The organism is Streptomyces coacervatus (assembly GCF_029223485.1).
In the GTDB taxonomy this organism is placed as follows: domain Bacteria; phylum Actinomycetota; class Actinomycetes; order Streptomycetales; family Streptomycetaceae; genus Streptomyces; species Streptomyces coacervatus.
Map to the genome: position 1 here is coordinate 301,326 of NZ_JARHTP010000013.1, position 23,842 is coordinate 325,167.

Below are 23,842 nucleotides of genomic sequence, written 5' to 3' on the forward strand. Positions count from 1 at the left end.
GACGCTCAGGACCCGGTGGTGCGCCGCCGGGTCAGGGACTGATGTGAAGGGGAGTTGGCGGTGCGAAGCCAAAAGAACATCAGCTCCACCATCACGTGCACCGCGCCGAGCATGACGGGACAGCCGCCTGCTGAGGGAAAGAGCTGGCGGCGAGCGGCCGGGCAGCCGGTCGCGTCCACGCGCCAACACCGGTGCCGCGACGGTATATCAAACCTGCCTAGTGCTTTGACCGGCAAGGTTCGCCGGGTTGGCTGGGGCTGCGGCAGGGGTCTGCTCCAGTTGACATGACGGCCTTCCTCGCCACGGAGGAAGGTGTGTTTTCGGCGCTAATCTGGCTCCGTGACGCAGCATGTGAGCACGGTGGTGTTGATGTGTGGTCTTCCGGGGGCGGGCAAGACCACCTACGCGATGGAACTGGTGCGACGCGGTTATGTCCGACTCTCGATCGACGAGGTGGTCTGGCAACGACTCGGGCAGCGCGACGCCGGACTGGTACTGGAGGCGGCGGCGTTCGACGAGCTCAAGGAGGAGGTCCGCCGCGAGCAGCGGCAGCAGCTGGTCGAGCTGATGCTGGCCGGTCGCGACGTTGTAGTGGACTACAGCTTCTGGAGTCGCGCCGCCCGGGATGACTACAAGGCACTGGTTGAGAGCCACGGCTGCCGTTGGGAACTGGTCCATCTCAAGGCGGACCGGGCGACGCTGGGTGGTCGCCTTGAGGCCCGGAACGGCGAGGAGGGCGCCAACTCCGTCACAGTGAATGAGGAGCTGTTCAACCGCTACCTGGATAAATTCGAGGAACCGCATGGGGAAGGTGAGCAGGTCTTCATGCAATCGACTTGAGGGCCTGAAGCCGTGCGGTCGGCTGGGAACGCCTGCCCCAGCGGAGGCCCTTCTGCCTGCGGATGCGGGCACGTTCGCGGCGCTGGGCGGCCAGCACGTCGGGGTGGCGGGCGTTCTTGATCCGCCAGCGCAGACATGCGTGCAGGGCCCGAGTCTGTGCGGTGTGGTTGCGGTGGTTGGGGTTGGCGATGCTGAACTGCCGTAGCGGACCCAAGTGAGCCTCGATCGGGTTGGCCCAGGACACGTAGGTCGGGGTGAAGCACAACTCGGTCCGGTTCTTCGTCGCCCAGCGCCGTATCTTGTCGCCATCGTGGGCGGACAGGTTGTCCAGGATGACGTAGATCGGGGCACCGTCCGGGCGGGCTGCCCGGATCGACTTCAGCGCGGACAGGGTGTTCGCGGCACCCTTCGTGGCCGACTGGATGACGAAGTCCTCGTCGTCAATGCTGAGTAGGCGGGGACGGCCTCCCGCCCATTTAGGGTCCAGACAGGCCGGCCCGACCTCGTTGAACCGGTGAATCACGTCACGGAGGGTGTCCTCATCGGCCCGGACCAGCCTCGCGATCACCGGCACCCGATTCCCGCCGGCCGGGGCCAACAGCATCATCGCGCGCCGATACCGCACCGAACTGGTGCTGCCCCGGCGCACGATCTGCTTCCGCTTTTGCCCCTCTGGGTCGGTCAACCTGCGGACACGGACAGGCTCAGCCACCACACCCCAGCAGTTGGAACGGACGTCTCCCCGCATCCAACCGCCACGACGGCCAACCCGGCGAACCTTGCCGGTCAGAGCACTAGCGATGGCCCACCGTCTCGGGACCACGTTGAACCCCTTGCTTTCGGGGGCACAGAGGACCACCGAAACCCGGCACCGTTAGCGATGCACGATGCAGTATGAGCGGTCCGCTCGGACCAGGGCAGTGCACCCCGCACATCTTTCTCGCCCTCTCATGAACTAGATCACGCCACTTCGCCCCCTTCTGCGTTGCGCCTGCAACGTGTGACACGAGAGGATGTTCGACGAGCTGTGAGGCGTGCGTGACACACCATCACGCCGCGGCGATCGTGCAGCAGTACTGCGTAACACGCTTACGGGGGTGGGTTGATGAAGTTCGACATGGGCTCGACGACCCTGTCGGATCTCGGCAGGAGCACTGTCGGCTCGAGCGAGGACCTGGGCACGCTGATCAGGCTGCTGATCCAGGCTGCGGAGCCGCTGGAGGGCAAGTTCAACGGCGCGGGCAAGGCCGCGTTCGACGCGTTCAAGGCGCATGCCGACGAGATCACCAACGAGCTGAACGGCTCGCTCGGCGCGATCCTGGGCGGTCAGTCCGGCATGGACACCGCCTTCGGCTCCGGTGATGTGGAGCTGGGCGACAACGCGCACCAGAACATGGGCGCCGCCAACTTCGACGCGGCCCGCTTCGGCGCGCGCTGAGCGCCGCAGCCGCCAAGCCGCCAAGCCGCCAAGTCGCCTGCACCGTCACCGTTTTCAAGGGGGAACGAGATCATGGCTCAGAACCAGGATCGCCGCTCGTACGACACCGGCGCCTCCGTCGAGGTCCAGGGCAGCCTCGCGAGCGTCATCGGCCAGCTGGAGCGGGTGCTGACCGACCGCGACCGCGCGGTGAAGGCCGCGATGGCCGACTTCACCGCGGACGGCGTCGCCGACGAGTACCACGGCAAGGAGGTCCGCTGGCACCGCGCCGCGAGCGAGGTCCGCGAGATCATCCGGCTGGTCCGTACGACGCTGGAGCAGAACGACGGCACCGCGCAGTCGACCCTGGCCAAGGCCAAGGCGGCCGTCGACAACATCGGCTGACCCGGCGACAGGCGCACGACGGGCGGATGCCCGGCAGGTACGGGGACGAGGGGGAATGCCGTGACGGGGTGGGACATCCATCCGGCCGGGGTGTACGGCGTGCTGTCCAGGACGGGGACCGCGGCGAAGGACATGTCGGACGCGGGCTCGGCGATGCAAGGCAATCTTGAGGAGGCGGCCTCCGCGGCGGGGACGCTGACGAGTCAGTACGGGCCCTACACCAGCACGGCCGGCCTGGTCGGTTCGGCACTGGGCCAGTTCGCGGAGCACTGGGGCCGGGATCTGCTGTACATCGCCGAGCGGACTTCGAAGTCCCTGCACGGCGCGGATGAGGCCACCCAGCACTACCTGGCCGGCGCTCTGGAACAGGCGGGCAACGTGCAGCGGGCGGCGGCCAAGGAGCCACCGGTGCACATGCCGGGCGAGGGCGGGACGGGCCGTCGTACGGAGGGCCGGTAGCAGTGGGCGACGAGGCGAAGCTGATCGACCCGTCCGGCATCCCGCACTTCATCGGCGACCTGGCCACGCTGGACACCGATGTGATGCTGCTGACCGCGGACGCGGGTCAGTTCCGGGCGTCCGGCTCGGATGTGCACACCGAGTTCCAGGGCCTGTCGGCGTTCTACCACGCACCGGAGGCGGAGCAGCTGTTTGCCACCACGCTGCCGGTGAAGCAGAAGTCGGACGCGTTCGCCGACGACCTGGAGAAGGTCACCACGGCCCTGTCGGACTACAGCTTCGAAGTCCAGCCGCTGGTGCGGAAGTTGGACGCGCTGAAGGCGGATGCCACCGCGTTCGTGAACTCGCTGCCGGCCGGCGACGACTGGCGCAAGGACCAGGACAAGGTCGACCACAACAACGACCTGTGGCACGACGTCAACCACACGGTCGCCGCCTTCGAGGCCGCCGAACGCACCGCCTACAACAAGATCATGGCCCTGATCGGCGGCACCAAGCTGACCGCGGACGACGGCTCGCACGGCAAGAACATGTACGGCTACCAGGCCGACGACCTCGACCACGCGCAGGCCACCCCGTGGGGCGCGCCGGTGGAGCGGGAGTACGAAGGCTGGTCCTGGCTGGTCCACCAGGGCAAACAGGTGTGGGACGGGGTCTGGCACGACGGCGTGATCGGCACGATCCACGGCGTGGGGACCCTGTTCGGCTCGGACGGCGGGGACGCGGCCGGCGAAGCCTGGAAGAACCTCGCCAAACTGAGTACCGCCGGCGTGCTGACCACCAGCACGTTCGGTGCTTGGTGGCTGGTCCCGGCCGACAAACAGCCCTCCTGGCTGCGTGACTCGCGCACGGTCTACGTACAGGCCACGAAAGGGTTCGTCGCCTACGACCAGTGGAAGACCAACCCGGCCCGCGCGGCCGGCGCATTCGGCTTCAACGTCCTGACCGTGGCCGGCACCGAGGGCATCGGCAGCGCGGCAAGCGGAGCCGGCAAGGCCGGCGCCGCGGCCCGCGCCCTGTCGGTGGCAGGCAAGGTCGGCCGAGCCATCGACCCGATGACCTACGTAGGCAAGGTGGGCAAGTTCGCCTTCGTCAAGGTCGGCGACACCTTCGCCACGCTGAAGAACCTCCACACCGGCACCTACCTGGACATGGCGAACGCCGGCGAGAGGTATACGCCCGCCGAACACCCGCTGCCCCTGCGGGAACGCCCCGTCTCCGTGCCCCGCAGTGCCATCGAGTACATCGATGCCAACGGCAACCCGGTCTATCTCACCAACGGCGGCCACATCCTCAACGCCGACGGCAGCCTCCGGCAACATGCCACGGAGGCCAAGACGGAACTGTCGGCCGACGACCGTACAACCCTGGACTCCACCCCGCACACACCTCCATCGGGGGTTCGCATCCCCGAACCCATCGCAATTCATGGCGACAACTCGCCTGGCGCATCCGTGCACCCCCCGGCTGGAACCTCATCCCACCTGCCTAATGGCGATGCGGCCCACGACCTGGCGCACGGTGCGTCATCGAGCCACGAGCCGCCGACTACACCCGGTCGCGGCCACTCTGGCGGTCCTGAAACCAGCGGGGATCACACGCCGACTGGCCACGAACCCATCCCGTCCAGGGACCACGGAGCTTCGGGACCGGATGCTGGAGACCACGGCGGCGCATTGCCGCCAAGCGGCCACCACCTGACCGATGGTCCGAACGCCCTTCCAGAGCAGCCGCACGACTACAAGCCCATGGTGCGCGGTGGCGAGACCGAGCAGCAACTCCGAGACGCCATCAAGGGAATTCCTGGCAAACAGCGGCCGAAGCCAGATGTCCTGGATCGAGCACTCGAACGCCTGGCCTCAGAACCCAACGGCCAGCAGGTTGCCGATGTCATCGCCTCAGGACACTTCAATCAGAGCGAGGGCTTCGGTCAAGTCGTGTCATCGTTGGGCGCGCGCAAAGAAGGAATGTTCCAGCCTGGCGCTGACCAAATTCTCTTCGCCGACGACTTGGCCCGTAGTGGAATCCCTCCGCACGCCATCGACTTCGAACACAAGATACCGGCTGGTGCAGATGCGGATATCCGCATCACTGACGAGTCCGGAGCGGTGTACACCTATCAAATGAAGCACCTCAACAACCCCATGGATCAGGTCTCCGAAATCACCAGGGGCAAGTATCTCTTGCAACTGGCGAGGACCGAAGCTGATCACCGCATTATGCTGGTAGATGGTGGTCGAGGAACGCGCGCCGACTGGATGTCGAACGGGTCCTACGACGCCCTCATGGACATACATAACGGCGGGCGAGGCCCGAAGGGCGAAGGCATCACATTTGTCGTACGCCTGAAAGACGGCACACTGGTGATCCCGCCTGACGCCAAGACCGACCCTAAGGACATGCTGTGATTACGACGGACCCGATCGGTGACTGGACCTGGGAGGCCACCTCCGACGACCCCAGCGTCCAGCCCTCGCGCGCCGTTGAAGTCGCCGCAGCGGTCTGGAACGTCCTGGCCAGGGTAGGCATCGCGACTCCTGTCGCCGAGGTCAGTGTCACTGTGCGTTCGGTGGGCGACATGCGTGATATCCGTTTCGAGGAGACCGGGCTCCCCTTGGAAGAGGAGCCGCTTGCGCCCCACACGGCGTTGTCCCGTGCCGCATCCCAAGTCGATTCCCTGCAGGGTGACTTCGTCGTCGCTGTCCGCATGTGCTGCCCTGGCGTGTGGTCGGTCCCAGGAGCGCGGCATCGTGCTGAGCAGCTCTTCACCATTCAGGCCGACGTCTGGAAGCGTAGTCTCGTGGCAGTAACGCTGGAGACTTACTCGGACGCCTGGCTGACGATGGACACGCGCGGTCGTGAACAGATCGCCACGTACGGCGAGAACGCCCCACGGCTCGCGCTCGCTTTGAAAGAGGTTTCGGAGCTTTTCGGCTGCGCTCCCACGCCAGGTGACGAGAACCGCTATGCGACGCCTACCGAGACCGGCTTCGAAGACATCAGGATCGCAGGGCCCGCATACATCGATGCATGGGGGACATTCGAGATCCCCGCCCGGTCACGACGGCTCCGGTCTTCCTTGCCAGCTTCCGAGGATGAGTACTCGGAGACCACCGAGAACCCCGTGTACTACTTCACCGTGCAGGACGACACGGGTCAGATCCTGGGCTACGTTTGGGCAGCGCAGGCGGACAACGCCGCTGGCTTTGAGCCCCGGACCGCAGCGGGCGAGCGGGCATTCGCGGCAGGGCGGGCGTGTGTGATGCAGTTGCGTGAGGCACATCGCTTGGGGCTCCCGGCATTGGATGCCTTGAGCTGGCTTGCCCAGCAACCCATTCAGGGCGGAATCGGCCACATCCCGGAGAGGGAGCCTCGATCGTCCCCGTCCCTCGACTCCCTGGAAGAACTTTCAGGCAGCTGGTGACGAGCGCGGCACGACACGCCAGGCCGAGCACCTTGGACGGGGCCGACGTCCTGGACCTAGCCGAGGAGCTGGAAGACACCGTTCAAAGTCTGGGCACCTCGACCACCGTCTTCGGACTCGCCCTCAGCGAAGCCCTCATGCAGGTGCAAGCCCGTCGCGTCATCGATCCGAAGGCGTCTGAGCCCGAAACATGGCGTGCCACGGTATGGGCCATGCAGGTCGGTCATGCCGCTTTTGCTGCGGCAGCGACGACCGAGGGCATCGTGGAGTGCCGGATCATCGACGAGGTGCGCTCGCTCCCCGCAACGGGGCCGCAGTTCTACGCCAACGCGGGGAACTGGCTCACCGTCTTCTGGTTCGCCGTCATTTTCCACCAGTCCTGGGCCCTCAAGCCAGTACGTCTGCAGCGCGTCGACCCAGTGGTACACGTACTCATCCCCATGTGCAAAAGTTGTCCGCCGCAATCGAAAATTCTTACCCGGAAGTCGCAACAATTGCTCCCCGGGATCTTCTCCAGAACATCCCCTACCCGCCGATCGATCTTTTCTACCATTTTCTACTCAGGGACCATGAAACCTTCAACGCCGCTTTGGTCGAGGCGCTGCAACTCCACAAGACCTACTGGACCGCTGACGCAAAGCGGGCGAACGACCTTGGTGGCTCCGTAGCCCTCCGCCCCTTGGCAATCGCGAGCCTGGCATACGATGCAGGCTTCACTATCAACGAGGAGTCCGACTACCTTCCGAAGAATCTCCTCGCACGTAAATGGGTAGGCAAGTTGACGGTCTGCCCCCCAGTTCACCGGTCTACCCCACCAGTGCGGCATTGATGATGTCGCTGACCTTCACGCCGAAACCGCCGGACATCCGCTCCCTGGACCTACAAGGAATCGATACATGTCAGCCCAGGACTACGACAGCCAGCTCCTAGAGTCGGTCTCCGTCCGGCGGCGTCGGCTGCGGGATGCCGTGCTGTTCGGCGGGCAGCGCCAGCGGCGGACCGTGGATGAGCGGTTGGGCAAGGTGTTTGCGGGTGTGGTGATCGCTGCGGTGTTGTGTGCCGGGTGTGTGGGGTGGTCGTTCGTTTCGCATCGGGTTCTTGGGCAGAGCGGGCAGAGTTCGAACCCGTACGGGACCTCGACCATGGTCCCGTCCTCACCGCCCACCCAAGCACCGACCGGTGCGTCTTCTGCCCGGTGATAGGTTCGAACGCGTGATATCTACGGGGGCATCGAGCCGTACGGGGCTGGCGTTGAGCCGGGTCACCCTGGTGGGAGAGCGGCGGCGGGTCGATCTTGTGTTGCCGTCGCAGGAGCCGATCGGGCGGCTGCTTCCCGAGGTGATGCGGCTGCTGGACGATCGGGTTGGTACGCGGCCGCAAACACGTCATCTGGTGGCGGGCGACGGAAGTGTTCTGGACCCGGACGCCACCTTGGAGTCGGCGGCTGTGGCGGACGGTGCGGTGCTGCGGCTGGTGCGCGTCGAGGACGCCCCGTCCGCGCCGGTCGTCCACGATGTGACCGACGAGGCCGCCGACGATCTCGACATGCGGGCCTGGCGGTGGCGGCCCGCCGCGCGACGCGTCGTCGCCGGGGGCGCGACGGTCGGGTGGGCGTTGGCCGCCTCCTTCCTCGCACGGCAGGCGTTCGCCGCGCAGACCGTGGGTGCCGTGCTGCTCGTTGTCGCCGCGCTCGCCGCAGCCGCGGGTGCAGCGTTCGGCCGGGCCGGACTGCGCGGGCTGGCCGGCACACTCGTCGTCACTGGTGGCGCCGTGGGTGTGTTCGGGGTGTGGAGCCTGGGGGACGCCCAGGGCTGGTCGGGCGCGGTGCGGCTGGCCGGTGTCGCCGGCGTGACGGCCGTCTCGCTGCTGCTGCTCGGATGGTGCTCGCCGCTCGGGCGCGGCGGGGTCTTCGGGGCTGCCGCGCTGGTTGGGAGCGGGCTGTGCTGGGAGGTTGCGCTCGCCGTCCAGTCGGCGGGGCGGGCCGGTGCGCTGCTCGCTGTCGTGTCGGTGGTCGTCCTGGGGCTGCTGCCTCGGTTTGCGTTGATGGCGTCCGGGCTTTCGGGGCTCGACGACCGGCGTTCGGGCGGCGCATCGGTGAGTCGCTATCAGGTGTCGACGGCGCTCGCGGCCACGCATCGCGGGCTCACGCTCGCGACGATCGTGACGGCGGTGTCCGCCACCGTCGCCGGTGTGCTCGTAGTGCGCACGGCCACCGTGTGGACGGTGCTGCTCGCGATGGCCGTCACGCTGGTGCTCGCGCTGCGGGCGCGGGCGTATCCGCTGGTCCCTGAGGTCGTCGCACTGCTCGTGGCGGCCGCGGCGGTGGCGGTGCGGCTGGCCTGGGTGTGGCTGGAGCGGTCCGGTGCAGCCGGGCCGCTCGCGGCGCTGGTGGTGCTGGCGATCGTGCCCCTGGCCGTGCTCGTGGTGCAGCCGCCCGAGCATGTGCGGGTGCGGTTGCGCCGGTTCGGCGACGTGCTCGAGTCGGTCGGGGTGATCGCGCTGTTCCCGCTGGTGATCGGCGTCTTCGGGGTGTACGGGCGGCTGCTCGGCACCTTCGCGTGAGCGTGAGAGCGTGAGGCGGCAGGGATGACCGGGGCTCAGGGCGGCGGTTGGCAGGACGAGGTGCTGCGCGAACTGCGGGGCGGTGCGCCGGCATCGGCCGGTCCGGACGCTGCGCCGAATGCGAACGGCACGACCGAGCACGGCACGACCGGGCACGGTGCTTCGGCGGGCCAGAGGGAGAATGAGGGGGATGGCGCCACGGCTCCGCTCCCGGCCCGTCACCCGGACGATCGGCGCCCCAACCCGGGGCAGCCGTCTCCCCCGCACGCCGGGTCGGCGGCAACCCCCGGTGAGATACCGCGGCATCGGCCGGAGAACCCCGCGCAGCTGCCGGGGCAGGTCCCGCAGCCGGTGGCCACGCCTCGTCCCATCTATCCCGACGCCCTGCCGTACTCCGACGCCACCGCCCTACCCATGCCTGCGCAGCCGCGCCCCGATGCCGGCGGGCCTCGGCCCCGGCTCCCCCAACTCCCCACCACCGCCCCGGCGATGCCCGCGTCCCCGCCCGAGCCCGGCCTCAACCCACAGGGGCAAGGCGCCCCGGCCGCCCACCCCGCCAGGCCTCCGGCGACCCGGCCCGAGGCAAGCGGCACACCAGCGGTCCGCCACCGCCCCGCCGGCCCCAGCCTTCCCTTCCCCACCCCAGAGTCGGTCCCCACCCTCGACCCGCGACTTGCTCTCGCGCTCGGGAAGCCACTGCACGGCGACTCCATGGCGCACCGGACCGGGAAATCGATCCGGCGCCTGACCTCATCGGCCTCGCAGGAGGTCACCGAAGAGACGCGGATCGCCCGGGAGTTGCAGCAACCGGTCACCACGGGCCGGGTGATCGCCGTGACGTCCATCCGAGGCGGCGTCGGCAAGACGACGACCGCCGCGCTGCTCGCCCGTACCTTCACCCACTACCGGCACGACCCGGTACTGGCGCTGGAGGCGGACGCCGCGCTGGGCACGCTGCCGGTGCGGCTCGGCGCGGAGTCGGTGCGCTGGTCGTGCGCCGAGCTGGCCCACATCCTCACGCCGTCGATGCAACTCACCGACATCACCGGCTATTTGGTGCCGGTCACGGGCGGCGGCTGGCTGCTGCCCGCGAGCCAGGGACGCCTCGGCGCCCCGCTGGACATCCGCTCCTACCGCACGGTGACGCTGGCACTGCGCCGCTACTTCGCCGTCACGGTCGTGGACTGCGAGGCGCTGCCAGGTGAAGTGGCCCGTACCGCCATGGACACCGCACACGGCCGCGTGGTCGTCGCCCCGCTCACCGCGGAGGGCGTCGGCGGCACGCGCATAGTCCTGGACTGGCTCGCCCAGTTGCCGCACGAGGCCCTCGCGTCCACCGTCGTCGCCCTCACCTCGGGCACACCCGATCTGAACCTCGACCTGAAGACGGCCACAGCGCATCTGCGTGAAACAGGGGTCACCATCGTGCACCTGCCCTACGACCGGCATCTCGCGGCCGGCGGACCCATCCGCACGGAACTGCTCGGCTCGGCCACCCGCCGCGCCGCCACGCAGCTCGCGGCACAGGCGCTGCAGCGGGCGGTGCGGGTTCGATGACGCAGCATCTGGTCCACCGGCCCGCCCGGGCCACCCGCCCGCTGCCTTCGCCCCAGGCCCGCACCATCGAGCCGCCGCCGAACCTGCCCGAGGGCAAGATGGGCGGCGCGGCCACCGCATTGCTGCCGATGGCCGGTGTCATGTCGTCCGTGGTGATGATGACGGTCATCCGCTCCAGCCAGTTCGCGGGCCTCGGCGCGGTCGTGCTGGTCATCGCGCTGCTCGGGGCCGTGGCGCTGTTCCTGTCGCAGCGCGGCAAGGCGCAGCGGCAGCGGCGGGTGCAGCGCGAACGGTATCTGGAGTATCTGGAGGAGCTGCGCGAGGAGTTGGGCGCCGCCGAGCGCGAACGACGGCGCGCGGCACGGGAGTTGAACCCTCCCCCGTCGGCCCTGTACGACCTGGTGCGCGATCCGGCGCGGCTCTGGGAGCGGCGGCGCACGGACGCCGACTTCCTGCGGGTCCGCATCGGCGTCGGTGACATACCGGTGCAGGACGTGGTGGTCGGGCAGAACTCGACGGGCGGGGTGCTCACACCGCCGGACCCGTTCATGCTGAACGAGGCACGGGCGCTGCAGGCCCGGTTCCAGGTCACGGCCGATCATCCGCTGTTGGTGCCGCTGGACCGTGCGGGCAATGTCAGCGTCATCGGCGACCGCGAGGGTGTCCTGCGGGTCGCTCGGGCGCTGCTCGTGCAGGCCGCCGTCACCCATGCGCCCGACGACCTGGCGCTCGCGCTGGGTGTGCCCGGGGAGCGGATGGCGGAGTGGGGTTGGGCGAAGTGGCTGCCGCACGTCCTGCATCCGGACGAGCTGGACGGGCCGGTGGCCGCCCGGCGCATCGCGCCCGATCTCGTTCAGTTGGCGCGGGTCGTCGCCGGCGATCTGAAGAAGCGTTCCTCGTACGCCGCCGAGGTGCGGCGCGGGCTCTCCGACCGCTCGGCGCTGAGCCTGGGCAGCCGACTGCTGGTGGTGAGCGACGAGTACGGGGAGAACGCGGCCGAACTACCCCGCCCGGACACGGCCGTTGCCCTCGGCGACATGGGAGTGACCGTGCTGCATCTACTCGCCGAGCAGGTCCACGAGCCCGACCAGGTCGCCGTGCGGATCACCGTCGACGGGGACCAGGTCACCGTCGACGATCTGCGGGGCGAGCACGTCGTACGGGTCTCGGGCGTCCTGGATCCGGTAAGCGCCGCCGGGGCCGAGGGGCTGGCCCGGATGCTGGCGCCGCTGCGGCTGTCCCCCGAGTCAGCCGCCGACGGCACACCGGTATCCGGGGCCGTGGACTTCCCGGAGCTGCTCGGCATCGACGATCTGGCCGCCCTCGACCTGGGGCGGCAGTGGGCGCCGCGCGGCGACCGCGACTTCCTGCGGGTCCCGATCGGGCTGGACGACCGGCACGAGCCGGTGCTGCTCGACCTGAAGGAGTCGTCCGAACTCGGCATGGGACCGCACGGGTTGTGCGTGGGCGCCACCGGCTCCGGCAAGAGCGAGCTGCTGCGCACCCTCGTACTCGCCCTGGTGACGACGCACCCACCCGAGGATCTGGCGATGGTGCTGGTCGACTACAAGGGCGGTGCCACCTTCGCCCCGTTCACGGGCCTGCCGCACGTGGCGGGCGTCATCACCAACCTGGAGAACCAGGCCGGTCTCGTCGAGCGCGTGCACACCTCGCTGGCGGGCGAGATCAAACGCCGTCAGCAGGTCCTCAAGGACGCGGGGAACATCGCCGACATCGGGCACTACCGGGCGCTGCGCGCCACCGCCCGCCCGGACCTCGAACCGCTCCCGCACCTGTTCGTCGTGATCGACGAGTTCGGTGAACTCCTCACGGCCAAGCCGGACTTCATCGACCTGTTCCTCTCCATCGGCCGCATCGGCCGCTCCATCGGGGTGCATCTGCTGCTGTCCAGCCAGCGCATCGAGGGCGGCAGGCTCAAGGGCCTGGAGACGTATCTGTCGTACCGGCTCGGGCTGCGCACCTTCTCCGCCGACGAGTCACGTACGGTCCTGGAGACCACGGACGCCTTCAACCTGCCGCCGCTGCCGGGTTTCGGCTTTCTGAAGGTCGACACATCCACGTATACGCGGTTCAAGGCGGGCTTCGTCTCCGGCGCCCGCCGCGGGCCCGTGCTGCGCGATGCGGTCGCCGACGACGAGCCGTCGGCCTGGGTGTATCCGGCGTACAACACAGTGGAGACGCCGATCAGGTCGGCGGGTCACGACGTCGTGGCCGCCCCGCGCGAGCGGGAGAGCGGGCCCACCGTGCTGTCCACTGTGGTGGACCAACTCACGGGAGCGGCCGAGCCGGTACGACGGATCTGGCTGCCGCCGCTGCCCGACGCGGTGACGCTGACCGGGGCGGCCGGCCCGGTGCAGGCGTCGGCGGACGGGCTGCAACTCCCTCGCCACAAGAGCGCGTTGCAGGTTCCGCTCGGTGTACTCGACGACCCGGCACGGCAGTGGCAGGGCCGATGGGTGCACGACCTGGACATGGCGGGCGGACATACGGCCGTCATCGGCGGCCCGCAGTCCGGCAAGACCACCCTGCTGCGCACCCTGGCCCTGTCCCTCGCCGTGACCCACACACCGCGCGAAGTCGCGCTCTACGGTCTCGACCTGGTCGGCGGCGGTCTGAGCGCGCTGTCCGGGCTGCCGCACGTCGGCGGGATCGCCGGGCGCGCCGACCACGAGCGCGCCGCCCGCACGGTGGCCGAGGTGCGCGCCATGCTCGCCGAGCGCGAGACGGTCTTCCGCGAGCACGGCATCGACTCCGTCGACCAGCTGCGCGCCCTGCGCGACCGGGGCGAGTTGCCCGAACTGGGCTCAACGGATGTCGTACTGCTCGTCGACGGATTCGGCGCGCTGCGCGACGAGTTCGCCGATCTGGACGACGACGTGGCCGACCTCCTCAAACGCGGCAGCGGCTACGGCATCCACGTCGTGGCCGGGATGCTCCGCTGGAACGACGTGCGCATCGCCACGCAGTCGATGTTCGGCAGCCGGATCGAACTGCGCCTCAACGACCCCGCCGACTCCTCCGTCGACCGCAAACTGTCCGAGACCCTGTCCGCAGACACCCCTGGCCGCGCCCTCACCGACGGCAAACTGTTCGCGCAGGTCGCCCTGCCGCGCCTCGACGCCCTCGACCAAGTCACCGATCTGGGGTCGGCCTTGGAGGACGCCGCGCGCTCCGTGCGCGCCACCTGGCACGGCGAACTGGCCGCTCCTGTACGGGTGTTGCCCACCAGGCTGCCCGCACAGCGGCTGCCCTCTCCCGCCGCGGTGCCGCACGCGGTACCGATCGGCGTCGACCAGGAGTCCCTGTCCCCCGCTGTCCTCGACCTGTTCGGCACCGACCAGCACCTGCTGGTCCTGGGCGACAACGAGTGCGGCAAGACCAACCTCCTCCAGCTGATCTCCCGCGCGCTCGTGGACCGATACAGCGACGAGGAGCTCGTCTTCGGCGTCTTCGACCCGCGGCGCGGTCTGCGCGGCGTGATCCCGGAGCCGTACCGCGGCGGCTACGCGCACAACGCGAAACTGTCCGCCGCCCTCGCCACCGGCATCGCGACCGAGCTGGAAAAGCGCCTCCCAGAGACCGCCGACCCGGACGTGGTGAGCGACGAGCCGGCCTTCACCGGGCCGCGGATCGTGATCCTCATCGACGACTACGACATCCTCACCACCGCCGGCCAACAGCCCCTCGACCCCTTCCTGCCGTACATCTCCTCCGCCCAGGACATCGGACTGCACTTCGTCGTCGCCCGCCGCGTCGCGGGCGCCTCGCGCGCGCTGTACGAGCCGTTCCTGACGACTCTGCGCGAAACCGGTGCGACGGCGCTCGTGATGACCGGCGACCGCACCGAAGGCCAGCTCTTCCCCGGCCTGTACGCCTCTCCGCAGCCGCCGGGCCGGGGCAGCCTGGTCCGCCGGGGCCGCCGCCACCAGCTGATCCAGACGGCCCTCGTAGGGCTCGGATCGCAGACCGACCCCCTGGAGACCCCGGCGTGACCAAGGACGTCATCGCGCTCACCCCGAAGATGCCCGACACCCGCTCGCTCCTCGCGGCCCTGCACGCCGGCGGCCCCGACCTGAACCTGACCGCCACCGACGACAGCGCGGTCACCCAGCTGTGCACGGCGGCCGGCCGCCCGCTGGTCTCCATCGAATCCCCGCTGCTCGTCCACGTGCCCGGCGAGGCCGAACGCCTCCTCGGCCCCCAACTCGCCGCACCCGAGCCCCCGTTCTGGTGGACCGAGACCCGCGCCTCCACGGCCGTACCCGAGGCGGAAGCCCTCGCGGGCTCCGTGTGCGGACGTCTGACGACGCTGCTCGGCGGCACCAGCTGGCCGCCCGGCGCGGCACACACCGCGCGCGTCCCGATCCCGGACGACTCGACGGACGAGCAGCCGCAGACACCCCTTACGGCGCTCCCGGTCGTCGACGTCCTGACCGACTCCACCGCGGTCGTCCTGGCCGACCGCCCACTCGTCCCGCTCACCGCCTGGCTGTCGGACATCCTGCGCGCCACCGCACAGGCGAACCGTGCCCTCCACCTCGTCACACCGCCCCACGTCCGCCTCACCCTCCCCCTGCGCACCGCACTGAGCGGCGCACCCAACCGCTGGGTGATCCAGGACCCCGCGGGCGGCTACTACGACGGCCTCTCCGGCGTACAACTCACCTGGCAGGAGGGCACGTTCGCGCCGACCGGCACCACCGTCGCCGACACCTTCACGGCGGCGAGCACACCCGCCGAGCAGCGGCAGCTCACCGTCTCCTTCCGCACGGTGCACCCGCCCGACACCGACCTCGTACTCGGCCGCGCCCTCGAAGCAGCCTGGCGCCACCTCACCGGTGCACCGCCCGCCGCCTGGGGCACCGCGGAACCCGTCAACCTCCGCTGGTCACCACGCCAGTTGACCGACCTCGCCCGCGACCGAGCCCCCGCCCCGACCCACCTCATCGCCACCGGCAACTCCGACCACCCCGCCATCGCCACCCACCGCATCACCCGCACCACCGCAGGAGTCGCCGAGGAAACGACCCTCACCCTCGGCTACGCCACCCCCGCCGAAGTCCCCCTGGACACCCTGGAATCCCTCGCCGCAACACTGGTCGACGCACACAGCCTGACGACGATGCTCACCACCCTGCGCACCGCCCGCGCCGACCTCACCCTGCCCGCACACCTGGAAGCCCCACCCCTCCCGGTGACCTTCACCCTCGGCCCACGCGACGTGCGCACCATCGGCCTCACCCACGCACGCCGCCCGCCCCTCGCAACAAAACCACGCCAGCTCGGCTCGCCCTCTTACCCCGCCCTCCACTACCCGCTCGGCGACGGAACCGACGCCGAAGCCTGGACGGCACTCCAGAACCTCGCCGATCACCTCAAGAACAGCTCCGGCGTTGAGTCCGAAGCCGCCGATCCGAAGGCGATCAGGCCGTGACCGGCTGTACCTCCTGGGCGGCTCGCACGTCGTAGGCGTCGCGGGCGTCCAGGACGGAATTGATGTTCTCCTCCGACCAGGCGCGGATCGCGTGCATCAGCGCGGTGACGCTCTCGCCCAGCTCGGTGGCGGCGTATTCGACCTTGGGTGGAATGGTCGGGTAGACGGTGCGGGTGACCAGGCCGTCCCGCTCCAGGGTGCGCAGGGTCTTGGTGAGCATCTTCTGGGTGATGCCGTCCAGTCGGCGCCGCAGCTCTCCGAAGCGCATCGGGCCTCCGGACAGTGCACCCATGACCAGCATGGTCCACTTGTTGGCGAGTACGTCCAGGATCTGCCGCGAGGGGCAGGCGGCCAGATACGCATCCGCGCCGCCGTAGAAGCGCAGGTTGTCAGTAGTACCCATGAGGTACCTATATACCTTTCAAGTGCCTCCTGTTCAACGGATACCGGCCCGCCGAGGATGGGGACATCCCAAGCGACCTTCCGAACAGGAGTGCATGACGATGCGTGCGATCACCCAGAAAACCTTCGGTGGCCCCGAGGTGCTGGAGCTCGTCGACGACGCCCCCAAGCCGGCCCCAGGACCGACGCAGGTGCTGGTCCGGGTCAGGGCGACCAGCGTCAACCCCGTGGAACTGTTCGTCCGCTCCGGCGCCTTCCCGCTCTTGGGCGAGCCGCCATTCGTCCTGGGCTGGGACGCCTCCGGGGTGGTCGAGCAGGTCGATCCGGGTGTGCACCGGTTCAAGGTCGGCGACGAGGTCTACGGAATGCCGTACTTCCCGGCCGCTGCCGGGGCGAATGCCGAGTACCTGGTCGCCCCGGCGCGGCAGTTGGCTCGCAAGCCCGCAGGAATCAGCCACGAGGAGGCCGCGGCGCTGCCGCTGGTCGGCCTGACCGCCTGGCACGCACTGGTGGAGATCGCGCAGCTGCGGCCCGGGCAACGGGTGCTGATCCATGGTGCGGGCGGCGGACTCGGGCACATCGCGGTGCAGCTGGCCAAACACCTCGGCGCGGAGGTGGTGGGCACGGCGAGCGCGGGCAAGCACGACTTCCTGCGCGGGTTGGGCGCGGACCAGCTGATCGACTACCGGACCCAGGACTACACCGAGGTGCTCCGGGACGCGCCGGCGGACGTGGTGTTGGAGACCCTGGGCGGCGGGAACGCCGAGCGTTCCTTGGGCGTGCTGCGGCAGGGCGGCGTGCTGGTGACGGCCGTGGAGCGGCTCAGCACCACCTTGCCGGAGCTGGCGGAGCAGTCCGGTTTTCGCTTCGCGGCGGTCGGCGTGGAGCCGGACCCGGCCGGCCTGGAGGCACTGACCGAGCTGGTCGAGGCTGGGAAGCTGCGGGTGCACCTGCAGCAGGTCTTCCCCCTGGAGAAGTTGGCAAATGCGCACGAGGTGCTGGCTGCGGGCAGCGTCCAGGGCAAGCTTGCGATCACGGTCTGAACGGACCGCGTGAGGCGTGATCGGGCTGCGCCGTCCCGAACATCCTGGTGGTCGGTCATCTACGCCGTGGCTTTGGGGGACTGCGCCACCGAGTGTGAGCAACTGGTCGTGCACGCAGGCCAGTTCGTCGAGCTCGCAGGCGAGGGCAGTGGCCGTCGGAGCGTGGGTGTGGACGATCGAGCGGCCGACCGCGAGCACAAGCGCCGTACGAACACCCGGGGCGACGCGGATCTGCTGGAGGAGGCGAAGGCGATACTGCGGGGGTATCCGACGGCGGTCGAAGCGCGCCACTGACGTGCTCCAAGTGCGCCTACGGACTTGGCTTTTCGGCTCCCGTCGCCCTGTGCGCTGGCTACAGTTCCCTGATATGACGCCTCGGGGTACGCCGCACCGCTCACAGCTCTCGTCGGCGCAGCTGCCGGGGCCGTGGATGGATCGGCCGCCGATCGCCCGGGACATCACACGCGACGCGGTGATCGTGGTGCCGGGGATCATGGGAAGCGCGTTGCGGGAGACCAACGGGGACCGGCGGCCGTTATGGGGACTGCAGGGTGTAGGCCCGCTGGTGTCGGCGTGGCGGGGGCGCAGTGAGGGGCTGAAGCCGCTGCATCTGGACGACGACGAACGCTCCGGGCGCTACGGCCGTGTCGAGCCCGCCGGGCTGTTGCGCTTCCCGGCCTGGGCGCCGTTTCTGCACGGTCTGGAACCCTACGACCAGCTGGTGAAGACCGTACGGGACACGGTGGCCGATGAGGCTGCCGTGCTGGAGTTCGCCTACGACTGGCGGCTTCCGGTCGAGGTCAACGGGGCGCTGCTGGCCGAGGCCGCACAGCGCCACCTCGCTGCCTGGCGGGGCAGTGCGGCCGGGCGGGCTCACCCCGGCGAACGGGAGGCGCGCCTGGTGTTCGTCGCGCACTCCATGGGCGGCCTTGTCACACGTGCCGCGTTCGCCCGTGCCGCGGAGCTGGTCACCGAGACCCGCTGTGTGGTGACGCTGGGAACACCGTTCCTCGGCTCGGTCAAGGCCGCCGTCATCCTCGGCGGCAACCGCTCCGACCCGCTGCCCGCCCTGCCCAGGCGCCGGATGCAGGCCCTGGCGGCGACCCTGCCGGGCGTGCACGACCTGCTGCCGGACTACCGGTGCGTCGACGTCGGCGGGGACGTGCTGCGGCTCACCCCGTCCGACGTCGCCGGACTCGGCGGCGACAAGGAACTGACCGCGCAGGCCCAGGAGTTCCAGCGACGCATGCGTGCACCCGGCGCGCCCGCCCTGCCCGGGCACCGGGCGGTCGTCGGGGTCGCCCAGCCCACCGCGCAGAGCCTGCGGCTGGACAGCGGGGTGGTGTACGAGCAGTACGTGTCCTTCGAGCGCGACGGCGAGGGCGAGTTGGCGCGCGATCCGGCCACGGGCATCCCCCTGCGCCGGGACCGGGCGGGCGACGGCACCGTGTACCGCGACGCCGCCACGCTCCCCGCCACCGTGGCCGAGACATGGCTGCCGTTGCAGCACGGCGCCCTGGCCAAGGACGGCGTCGCCCTCGCCCACGTCCGTGCCGTCCTCACCGAGCGCGACCGGGACCGCGGTCCCGCTCTCGGCGCCGGCGGCCTCGGCCTGGACCTGCCCGACTGCGTGGACGCGGGCACGCCTTGGCTGGCGCGTCTGACGCCCGCACCCGGGGAGGAACTGGACAGCCACGCCGGAATCGCCTGCTCGGTCCACGACGCCGGGACCGACCGGCGCATCGGCACCGGGCGGCTGGGCTGGTACGACGGAAACGTCGCCGCCTCTGTCACCTTGCCCGCCCCCGGCCTGTACCGGATCCGGATCACCACCGAGGGCACCCCGCCCCTCACCCAGCTCGTCCTCGCCCTCGATCCCACGGACGCGAGCTGAGACCCGCACGCGCCATGGCAGCACAGGATCCCCAGGACGCCGACCGGTACGACGGCAGACCGCTGCAGTTCTTCCCCGTCGACATCGGCCGTTACGACAACCACCCTCCGCTGCCGACGGAGCCGGAGGTCGAGGCGCTCGCCGCTCTGCTGACGCCGTTCGGCGCCGAGACCGACGCCTGGCACACCCCACAGGAGAGCCGGGGGCCCGACGCCATCAACGACCGCCTCGCCGCGTGGTCCGGCGGGGGCACCGGCTGCGACACCGTCCTGTACTGGGTCGGGCACGGCGCCAGCGACGGTGCCTTCCATGCCCTGCTCGCCCATGCGAAGAGCCCCAGACCGCTCGACACGAACGGCATCTCCCATCTGGAGATACTGCAACACCTGAAGAAGCGGCAGAGCCGGCGGCACGCCGGCTGGGCCGCGGTCATCGTCGACGCCTGCAAGTCGCGCCGCTTCATCGAGCTGATGAGCAGCCAGGCGACCCTGGACCCGGACGTCAGCGACTTCATCCTGGTGGCCAGTTCGCACGACGGCAGCGCGAGCCTCGGCGCCTTCCGCGAGATCCTCGACCGTCTGCTGACCGTGACCTTCCGCACGCACGACACCATCGGCCTCTACGCCCTGGCCGAACAGATCAACTGCTCCATGGGGGACACCGTCGCCTACGCCCGCACGCACAGCCGGGCGGCGCTGCGGCGCACCCGCCCGACCGTGGCGGGCCGGATGCAGGCCCCGCTCGACACCGAGGCCGAGATCGAGGACGCGCTCGCCGCGCTCACCGCCGACGAGCGCCGTCACTTCGTCGAGAAGGCCGCCGGTGGCGAACTGGGCGAGCAGACCTGGTACTTCGAGGGACGCGAGACCGAGCGCTACGACGTCCTGTCCTGGCTCGCCACGACACGGGAAGGTCTGCTGGTGGTCACCGGGCCGGCCGGCTCGGGCAAGTCGGCGCTCCTCGGGCACGTCCTGATCCACACCCGTCCGGAGCTCGCGGATGCCCTCTCCCGTGCAGGGCACCTCGTCGACCTCCCGGCGGGAACGCCACGCGCCACCGAGGCGTTCGACCTCGCCGTCCATCTCACCGGTGTCACGCCCCAGGCGCTGCTCGACCGCATCGTCGACGCCGTGGAACTCGACCCGCTGCCCTCCGACCACCCCTTCGAGTCCCAGATGGCCCGGCTCACCGGACGGCTGGCCGACCGGCGGCTGAGGACGTCTCCGGGCGAGGGCGGGGGCAGGACGTTCACCCTGCTCGCGGATGCTCTCGACGAGGCCCATCTGCCCCTGGTGATCGCCGAGGAGGTGCTGCGGCCGCTCGCCCGCACACCAGGGGTGCGGGTCGTCGTCGGGACCCGTCGTTCCACGCGGGAGGGCCCTGACCTGCCCGTCCCCGACGACGAGGACCTCCTCGACGCCCTCGGGGTGCCGAAGGGCTGCGACCACCCCTGCGACAAGGTGCTCGTCGTGCGGCACGACCATGAGGCCACGATCCGCTATATCCGCCGTCGCCTGCAGACCGCGCACGCACGAGGTGCGCTGACGGTCGGTCAGGAGGACATCGAGCGCACGGTCCACGCTCTGGGGCGCATGGAGCGCGAGTTTCTCTTCGCCCGTCTCGCCGTGCACGAGATCCTTCACGACCCCACCCTCGCCCTCGACCCGGCGCCGCTCCTCGACACCGACCACCGGGGGCTGTTCGCCCGTGCCGTGCAGCGCCTCACCACCGTCAACCCGGTCCACCACCATCTGCTGGAGGCTCTGGCGCTCTCGCAGGGGCACGGCCTGCCGGACCGGGACGACATCTGGTCGACCACGGCCACCGCGCTCCTGCCCGCGGGCAGCGAACTGCCCATCGCCGGTGAGGACATCGTCCGGCTCATCGACGGCGGTGCCCCCTATCTCATGGCCGCCACCGAGTCCGGCCAGACGGTGTACCGCCTCGCGCACCGCGCCTTCATCGAACACTTCGCGCGACCCGCACACCCGCCGGACGACGACCGCCACCGTCGTATCACCACCTCGCTCGCCCGCCGGGCCGACGCCCGTCTGCCAGACGAACAGCCGAATCCCTACGTCCGTCACCACCTGGCCGATCACGCCGCTCTCGGCGGTCCCGCGGCCTGGCGCCTCCTGGACGCCCGTCCCCGTCTGCTGGACCGGCTCGACGCCACGGCCGTGCGCGGCAGCGCCCACCTCACCGGCCTCGGCCGCTTCGCCCTGCCGCCCGCCGTCGCCGGCGTGGTCGCGGCCTACGACCGGCTCGCCGACGCATCGGACGGCGACCGGCGCGGACTGCGGGAGCTGGCCACGGCGCGCTGCACCGACCAGAGCACTCCGCCTCCCCAGACGCCCGACCCGCGCTCCACGTGGTCCCTGTCCTGGGCCCGGCTCCAGCGGCGCCCCCTCCACTTCCCCCTGCAGGGCCATCAGGGCGAGGTGGTGGCGGTGACTGCCTTCGCGGCACCGGACGGGAGCACCCTGCTCGCCTCCGCCAGCGACGACGGCACGGTACGGCTGTGGGATCCGGCCACGGCCGAGCAGACGACCGCCTCGCTGGACAGTCGCACCGGCCCCGTACGCGCGGTCACGGCCTACACCGCCCCAGGCGGACGCACGCTCCTCGCCACCGGCACCGACGCCGGGACAGTGCACCTGTGGAACCCGGTCACGGCCGACCAGACCGCGGTCTCACCCCTGAGAGGCCACGACGGCCCCGTGCAGACCGTGGCCGTCTTCACCGGCCCCGACGGACGCACCCTCCTCGCCACCGGCGGCGACGACTGCACCGTCCGCGTCTGGGATCCCGCCACGGGGCACGAGACCGCACCGCCGTTGACCGGGCACACCGGCGCGGTCCAGGCCGTCACCGCCTTCACCGCGCCCGACGGGCGCACTCTGCTCGCCAGCGGGGGCGACGACGAGACCCTCCGTGTCTGGGACCCGGTGACCGGACGCCAGACGATCGCACCGCTCGAAGGCCACACCGGTGCCGTCCAGACAGTGGTGGCTTTCGCCACGGCCGACGGACGCACCCTGCTCGCCAGCGGCAGCGACGACCGCACCATCCGCATCTGGAACCCGGCCACCGGCCGCCAGTCGGCGCCGCCCCTGGAAGGGCACACCGACTGGATCGGCGAGCTGACCGCGTTCCGTGGGCCCGACGGGCGCCCGCTGCTGGCCAGTTGCAGCGACGACGAGACGATCCGGCTGTGGGACCCGACCACCGGACAGCAGACCACGCCCCCGCTGTACGGCCACTACGACAAGAAGTGGATCGGCGCGATCACATCGTTCACCGGGCCCGACGGACGGACCCTCCTCGCCACCGGCAGCAACGACCGCACCGTCCGCATCTGGGACCCGACCACGAGCCGGCAGGCCTCCCCGGCGCTACGCAGCCACGCCCAGGAGGTGGGCGCCGTAACGGCGTTCACCGGGCCCGACGGACGCACGCTCCTCGCCACCGGTGGGGACGACGACACGGCCCGGGTCTGGGACGCGGCCACGGGCCGGGAGATCGGCTCCCCGCTGCGCGGAGGCGGAAGCAGCGTGGAAGCGCTCGCGCCGTTCACAGGGCCGGACGGGCAGACCTTTCTGGCCGTCTGCGGCAGCGACGTGTCCGTGGGGATCTGGGACCTGGCAACCGGACGGCGCAGGACGCCCTCGCTCATGGGCCACACCGGTGCGGTACGGGCGGTGGCGGCGTTCCGCGCACCGGGCGGCGGGACGCTCCTGGCGACCGGCGGCGACGACCGCACCGTCCGCGTCTGGGATCCGGCCACCGGACAGCAGCTCACCGCGCCCCTGTTGGGCCACACCGGCGCCGTGCGCGCGGTCCGGTTCTTCACCGCAGCGGACGGACAAGCCCTTCTCGCCACCGGCGGCAACGACGCCACCGTGCGCATCTGGGACCCCGCCACCGGCCGGGAGGCACAAGCGCCCCTGCGGGGTCATACGGGACCGGTACGAGCGCTGCTGCCCCTCCTGTCACCGGAGGGTCAGGCCTTGCTCGTCACGGGCAGCGAGGACCGCACCGCGCGCGTCTGGGACCCGGCCGCCGGACGACAGCTCACAGCGCTGCGGGGCCACACCGGCGCGGTCCAAACGGTCACGGCCCTCACCGCACCGAGCGGCCGTCCCCTCCTTGCCACCGGCGGTACCGACCGCACCGTCCGCCTGTGGGACCAGGCGACCTGGACCGAGCAACTCGTCATCTCCGTGGACCTGGTGGTGCACGGCCTCGCGCCGGCGGGCCCGGATCTGGCGCTGGCCACCGAACAGGGTGTCGCGGTCATCCGCATCCACCCGTGACGGGCGCCCTTTGACGGTCGAGTGACGCCGCCGTGACTCGGGAATCCGGCAGCCGATCCTGTTCGTCT

The 23,842-nt window shown here is 70.3% G+C and carries 18 protein-coding genes and 1 pseudogene; 17 read left to right on the forward strand and 2 right to left on the reverse strand.

The features are described from left to right. Positions 1-339: 339 nt before the first annotated feature. A complete protein-coding gene (locus P2Q00_RS30530; RefSeq protein WP_275776425.1) occupies positions 340-840 on the forward strand; it encodes a P-loop nucleotide/nucleoside kinase family protein in 501 nt (166 codons plus the stop codon). Here the strand turns inward: P2Q00_RS30530 and P2Q00_RS30535 are convergent. Beyond that, positions 824-1,552, reverse strand: a complete 729-nt coding sequence (locus tag P2Q00_RS30535; protein WP_338059358.1) for a helix-turn-helix domain-containing protein — start codon at positions 1,550-1,552, stop codon at positions 824-826. The two genes, P2Q00_RS30530 and P2Q00_RS30535, sit on opposite strands and share 17 nt — an antisense overlap. Before the next feature lie 393 nt (positions 1,553-1,945). Between P2Q00_RS30535 and P2Q00_RS30540 the strand changes: the two genes are divergently transcribed. The 12 genes and pseudogenes from P2Q00_RS30540 to P2Q00_RS30595 all read left to right on the forward strand — a co-directional run bounded on the left by P2Q00_RS30540 (position 1,946) and on the right by P2Q00_RS30595 (position 16,119). After that, entirely contained in the window at positions 1,946-2,278 is a 333-nt protein-coding gene (locus tag P2Q00_RS30540) for a hypothetical protein (protein ID WP_275776428.1), read from the forward strand. A 72-nt stretch (positions 2,279-2,350) separates the two neighbouring features. Next, the gene (locus P2Q00_RS30545; RefSeq protein WP_275776430.1) at positions 2,351-2,662 is read left to right on the forward strand and encodes a pore-forming ESAT-6 family protein; all 312 of its coding nucleotides are present in this window, start codon (positions 2,351-2,353) and stop codon (positions 2,660-2,662) included. 60 nt (positions 2,663-2,722) lie between these two features. Further along, entirely contained in the window at positions 2,723-3,121 is a 399-nt protein-coding gene (locus P2Q00_RS30550; protein ID WP_275776432.1) for a DUF6507 family protein, read from the forward strand. 2 nt (positions 3,122-3,123) lie between these two features. Beyond that, positions 3,124-5,529: an ICP22 family protein gene (locus P2Q00_RS30555; protein WP_275776433.1), complete on the forward strand. Its 2,406-nt coding sequence runs from the start codon at positions 3,124-3,126 to the stop codon at positions 5,527-5,529. Next, positions 5,526-6,545, forward strand: coding sequence for a hypothetical protein (locus P2Q00_RS30560; protein ID WP_275776435.1), 1,020 nt, complete (start codon positions 5,526-5,528; stop codon positions 6,543-6,545). The genes P2Q00_RS30555 and P2Q00_RS30560 overlap by 4 nt, the downstream gene beginning before the upstream one ends. Positions 6,546-6,757: 212 nt before the next feature. Then, positions 6,758-6,856 (forward strand): annotated as a pseudogene (locus P2Q00_RS30565) (hypothetical protein); the annotation flags it as partial. Positions 6,857-6,987: 131 nt separating this feature from the next. After that, entirely contained in the window at positions 6,988-7,374 is a 387-nt protein-coding gene (locus P2Q00_RS30570; protein WP_275776438.1) for an immunity 49 family protein, read from the forward strand. Between the two features lie 67 nt (positions 7,375-7,441). Continuing rightward, positions 7,442-7,744, forward strand: coding sequence for a hypothetical protein (locus P2Q00_RS30575; protein WP_275776440.1), 303 nt, complete (start codon positions 7,442-7,444; stop codon positions 7,742-7,744). Between the two features lie 13 nt (positions 7,745-7,757). Continuing rightward, the gene (locus P2Q00_RS30580; protein WP_275776442.1) at positions 7,758-9,107 is read left to right on the forward strand and encodes an EsaB/YukD family protein; all 1,350 of its coding nucleotides are present in this window, start codon (positions 7,758-7,760) and stop codon (positions 9,105-9,107) included. A 24-nt stretch (positions 9,108-9,131) separates the two neighbouring features. Continuing rightward, complete coding sequence (locus tag P2Q00_RS30585; protein ID WP_275776444.1) at positions 9,132-10,664, forward strand: hypothetical protein; 1,533 nt, start codon at positions 9,132-9,134, stop codon at positions 10,662-10,664. Beyond that, the gene (gene eccCa, locus P2Q00_RS30590; RefSeq protein WP_275776445.1) at positions 10,661-14,677 is read left to right on the forward strand and encodes a type VII secretion protein EccCa; all 4,017 of its coding nucleotides are present in this window, start codon (positions 10,661-10,663) and stop codon (positions 14,675-14,677) included. The genes P2Q00_RS30585 and eccCa overlap by 4 nt, the downstream gene beginning before the upstream one ends. Then, positions 14,674-16,119, forward strand: coding sequence for a DUF6177 family protein (locus P2Q00_RS30595; RefSeq protein ID WP_275776446.1), 1,446 nt, complete (start codon positions 14,674-14,676; stop codon positions 16,117-16,119). Before eccCa ends, P2Q00_RS30595 begins: the two co-directional genes overlap by 4 nt. Here the strand turns inward: P2Q00_RS30595 and P2Q00_RS30600 are convergent. Further along, positions 16,109-16,522: a winged helix-turn-helix transcriptional regulator gene (locus tag P2Q00_RS30600; RefSeq protein ID WP_275776448.1), complete on the reverse strand. Its 414-nt coding sequence runs from the start codon at positions 16,520-16,522 to the stop codon at positions 16,109-16,111. The two genes, P2Q00_RS30595 and P2Q00_RS30600, sit on opposite strands and share 11 nt — an antisense overlap. A 100-nt stretch (positions 16,523-16,622) precedes the next feature. On the opposite strand from P2Q00_RS30600, the gene P2Q00_RS30605 reads away from it, so the two are divergent. From P2Q00_RS30605 to P2Q00_RS30620, 4 genes are all read left to right on the forward strand, one after another. After that, a complete protein-coding gene (locus P2Q00_RS30605; protein ID WP_275776504.1) occupies positions 16,623-17,564 on the forward strand; it encodes an NADP-dependent oxidoreductase in 942 nt (313 codons plus the stop codon). Positions 17,565-17,672: 108 nt separating this feature from the next. Then, complete coding sequence (locus tag P2Q00_RS50840) at positions 17,673-17,858, forward strand: hypothetical protein (protein WP_338059359.1); 186 nt, start codon at positions 17,673-17,675, stop codon at positions 17,856-17,858. 73 nt (positions 17,859-17,931) lie between these two features. Beyond that, positions 17,932-19,458, forward strand: coding sequence for an esterase/lipase family protein (locus P2Q00_RS30615; protein ID WP_275776449.1), 1,527 nt, complete (start codon positions 17,932-17,934; stop codon positions 19,456-19,458). Positions 19,459-19,472: 14 nt separating this feature from the next. Next, positions 19,473-23,774, forward strand: a complete 4,302-nt coding sequence (locus P2Q00_RS30620; protein WP_275776450.1) for a WD40 repeat domain-containing protein — start codon at positions 19,473-19,475, stop codon at positions 23,772-23,774. Positions 23,775-23,842 lie beyond the last annotated feature (68 nt).

Bases quoted from the DNA above. Each gene is read 5' to 3' on its own strand.
- P2Q00_RS30540 (WP_275776428.1), top strand. From the start codon at position 1,946: ATGAAGTTCGACATGGGCTCGACGACCCTGTCGGATCTCGGCAGGAGC.
- P2Q00_RS30545 (WP_275776430.1), top strand. From the start codon at position 2,351: ATGGCTCAGAACCAGGATCGCCGCTCGTACGACACCGGCGCCTCCGTC.
- P2Q00_RS30575 (WP_275776440.1), top strand. From the start codon at position 7,442: ATGTCAGCCCAGGACTACGACAGCCAGCTCCTAGAGTCGGTCTCCGTC.
- P2Q00_RS30585 (WP_275776444.1), top strand. From the start codon at position 9,132: ATGACCGGGGCTCAGGGCGGCGGTTGGCAGGACGAGGTGCTGCGCGAA.
- eccCa (WP_275776445.1), top strand. From the start codon at position 10,661: ATGACGCAGCATCTGGTCCACCGGCCCGCCCGGGCCACCCGCCCGCTG.
- P2Q00_RS30600 (WP_275776448.1), bottom strand. From the start codon at position 16,522: ATGGGTACTACTGACAACCTGCGCTTCTACGGCGGCGCGGATGCGTAT.
- P2Q00_RS30605 (WP_275776504.1), top strand. From the start codon at position 16,623: ATGCGTGCGATCACCCAGAAAACCTTCGGTGGCCCCGAGGTGCTGGAG.
- P2Q00_RS30615 (WP_275776449.1), top strand. From the start codon at position 17,932: ATGACGCCTCGGGGTACGCCGCACCGCTCACAGCTCTCGTCGGCGCAG.
- P2Q00_RS30620 (WP_275776450.1), top strand. From the start codon at position 19,473: ATGGCAGCACAGGATCCCCAGGACGCCGACCGGTACGACGGCAGACCG.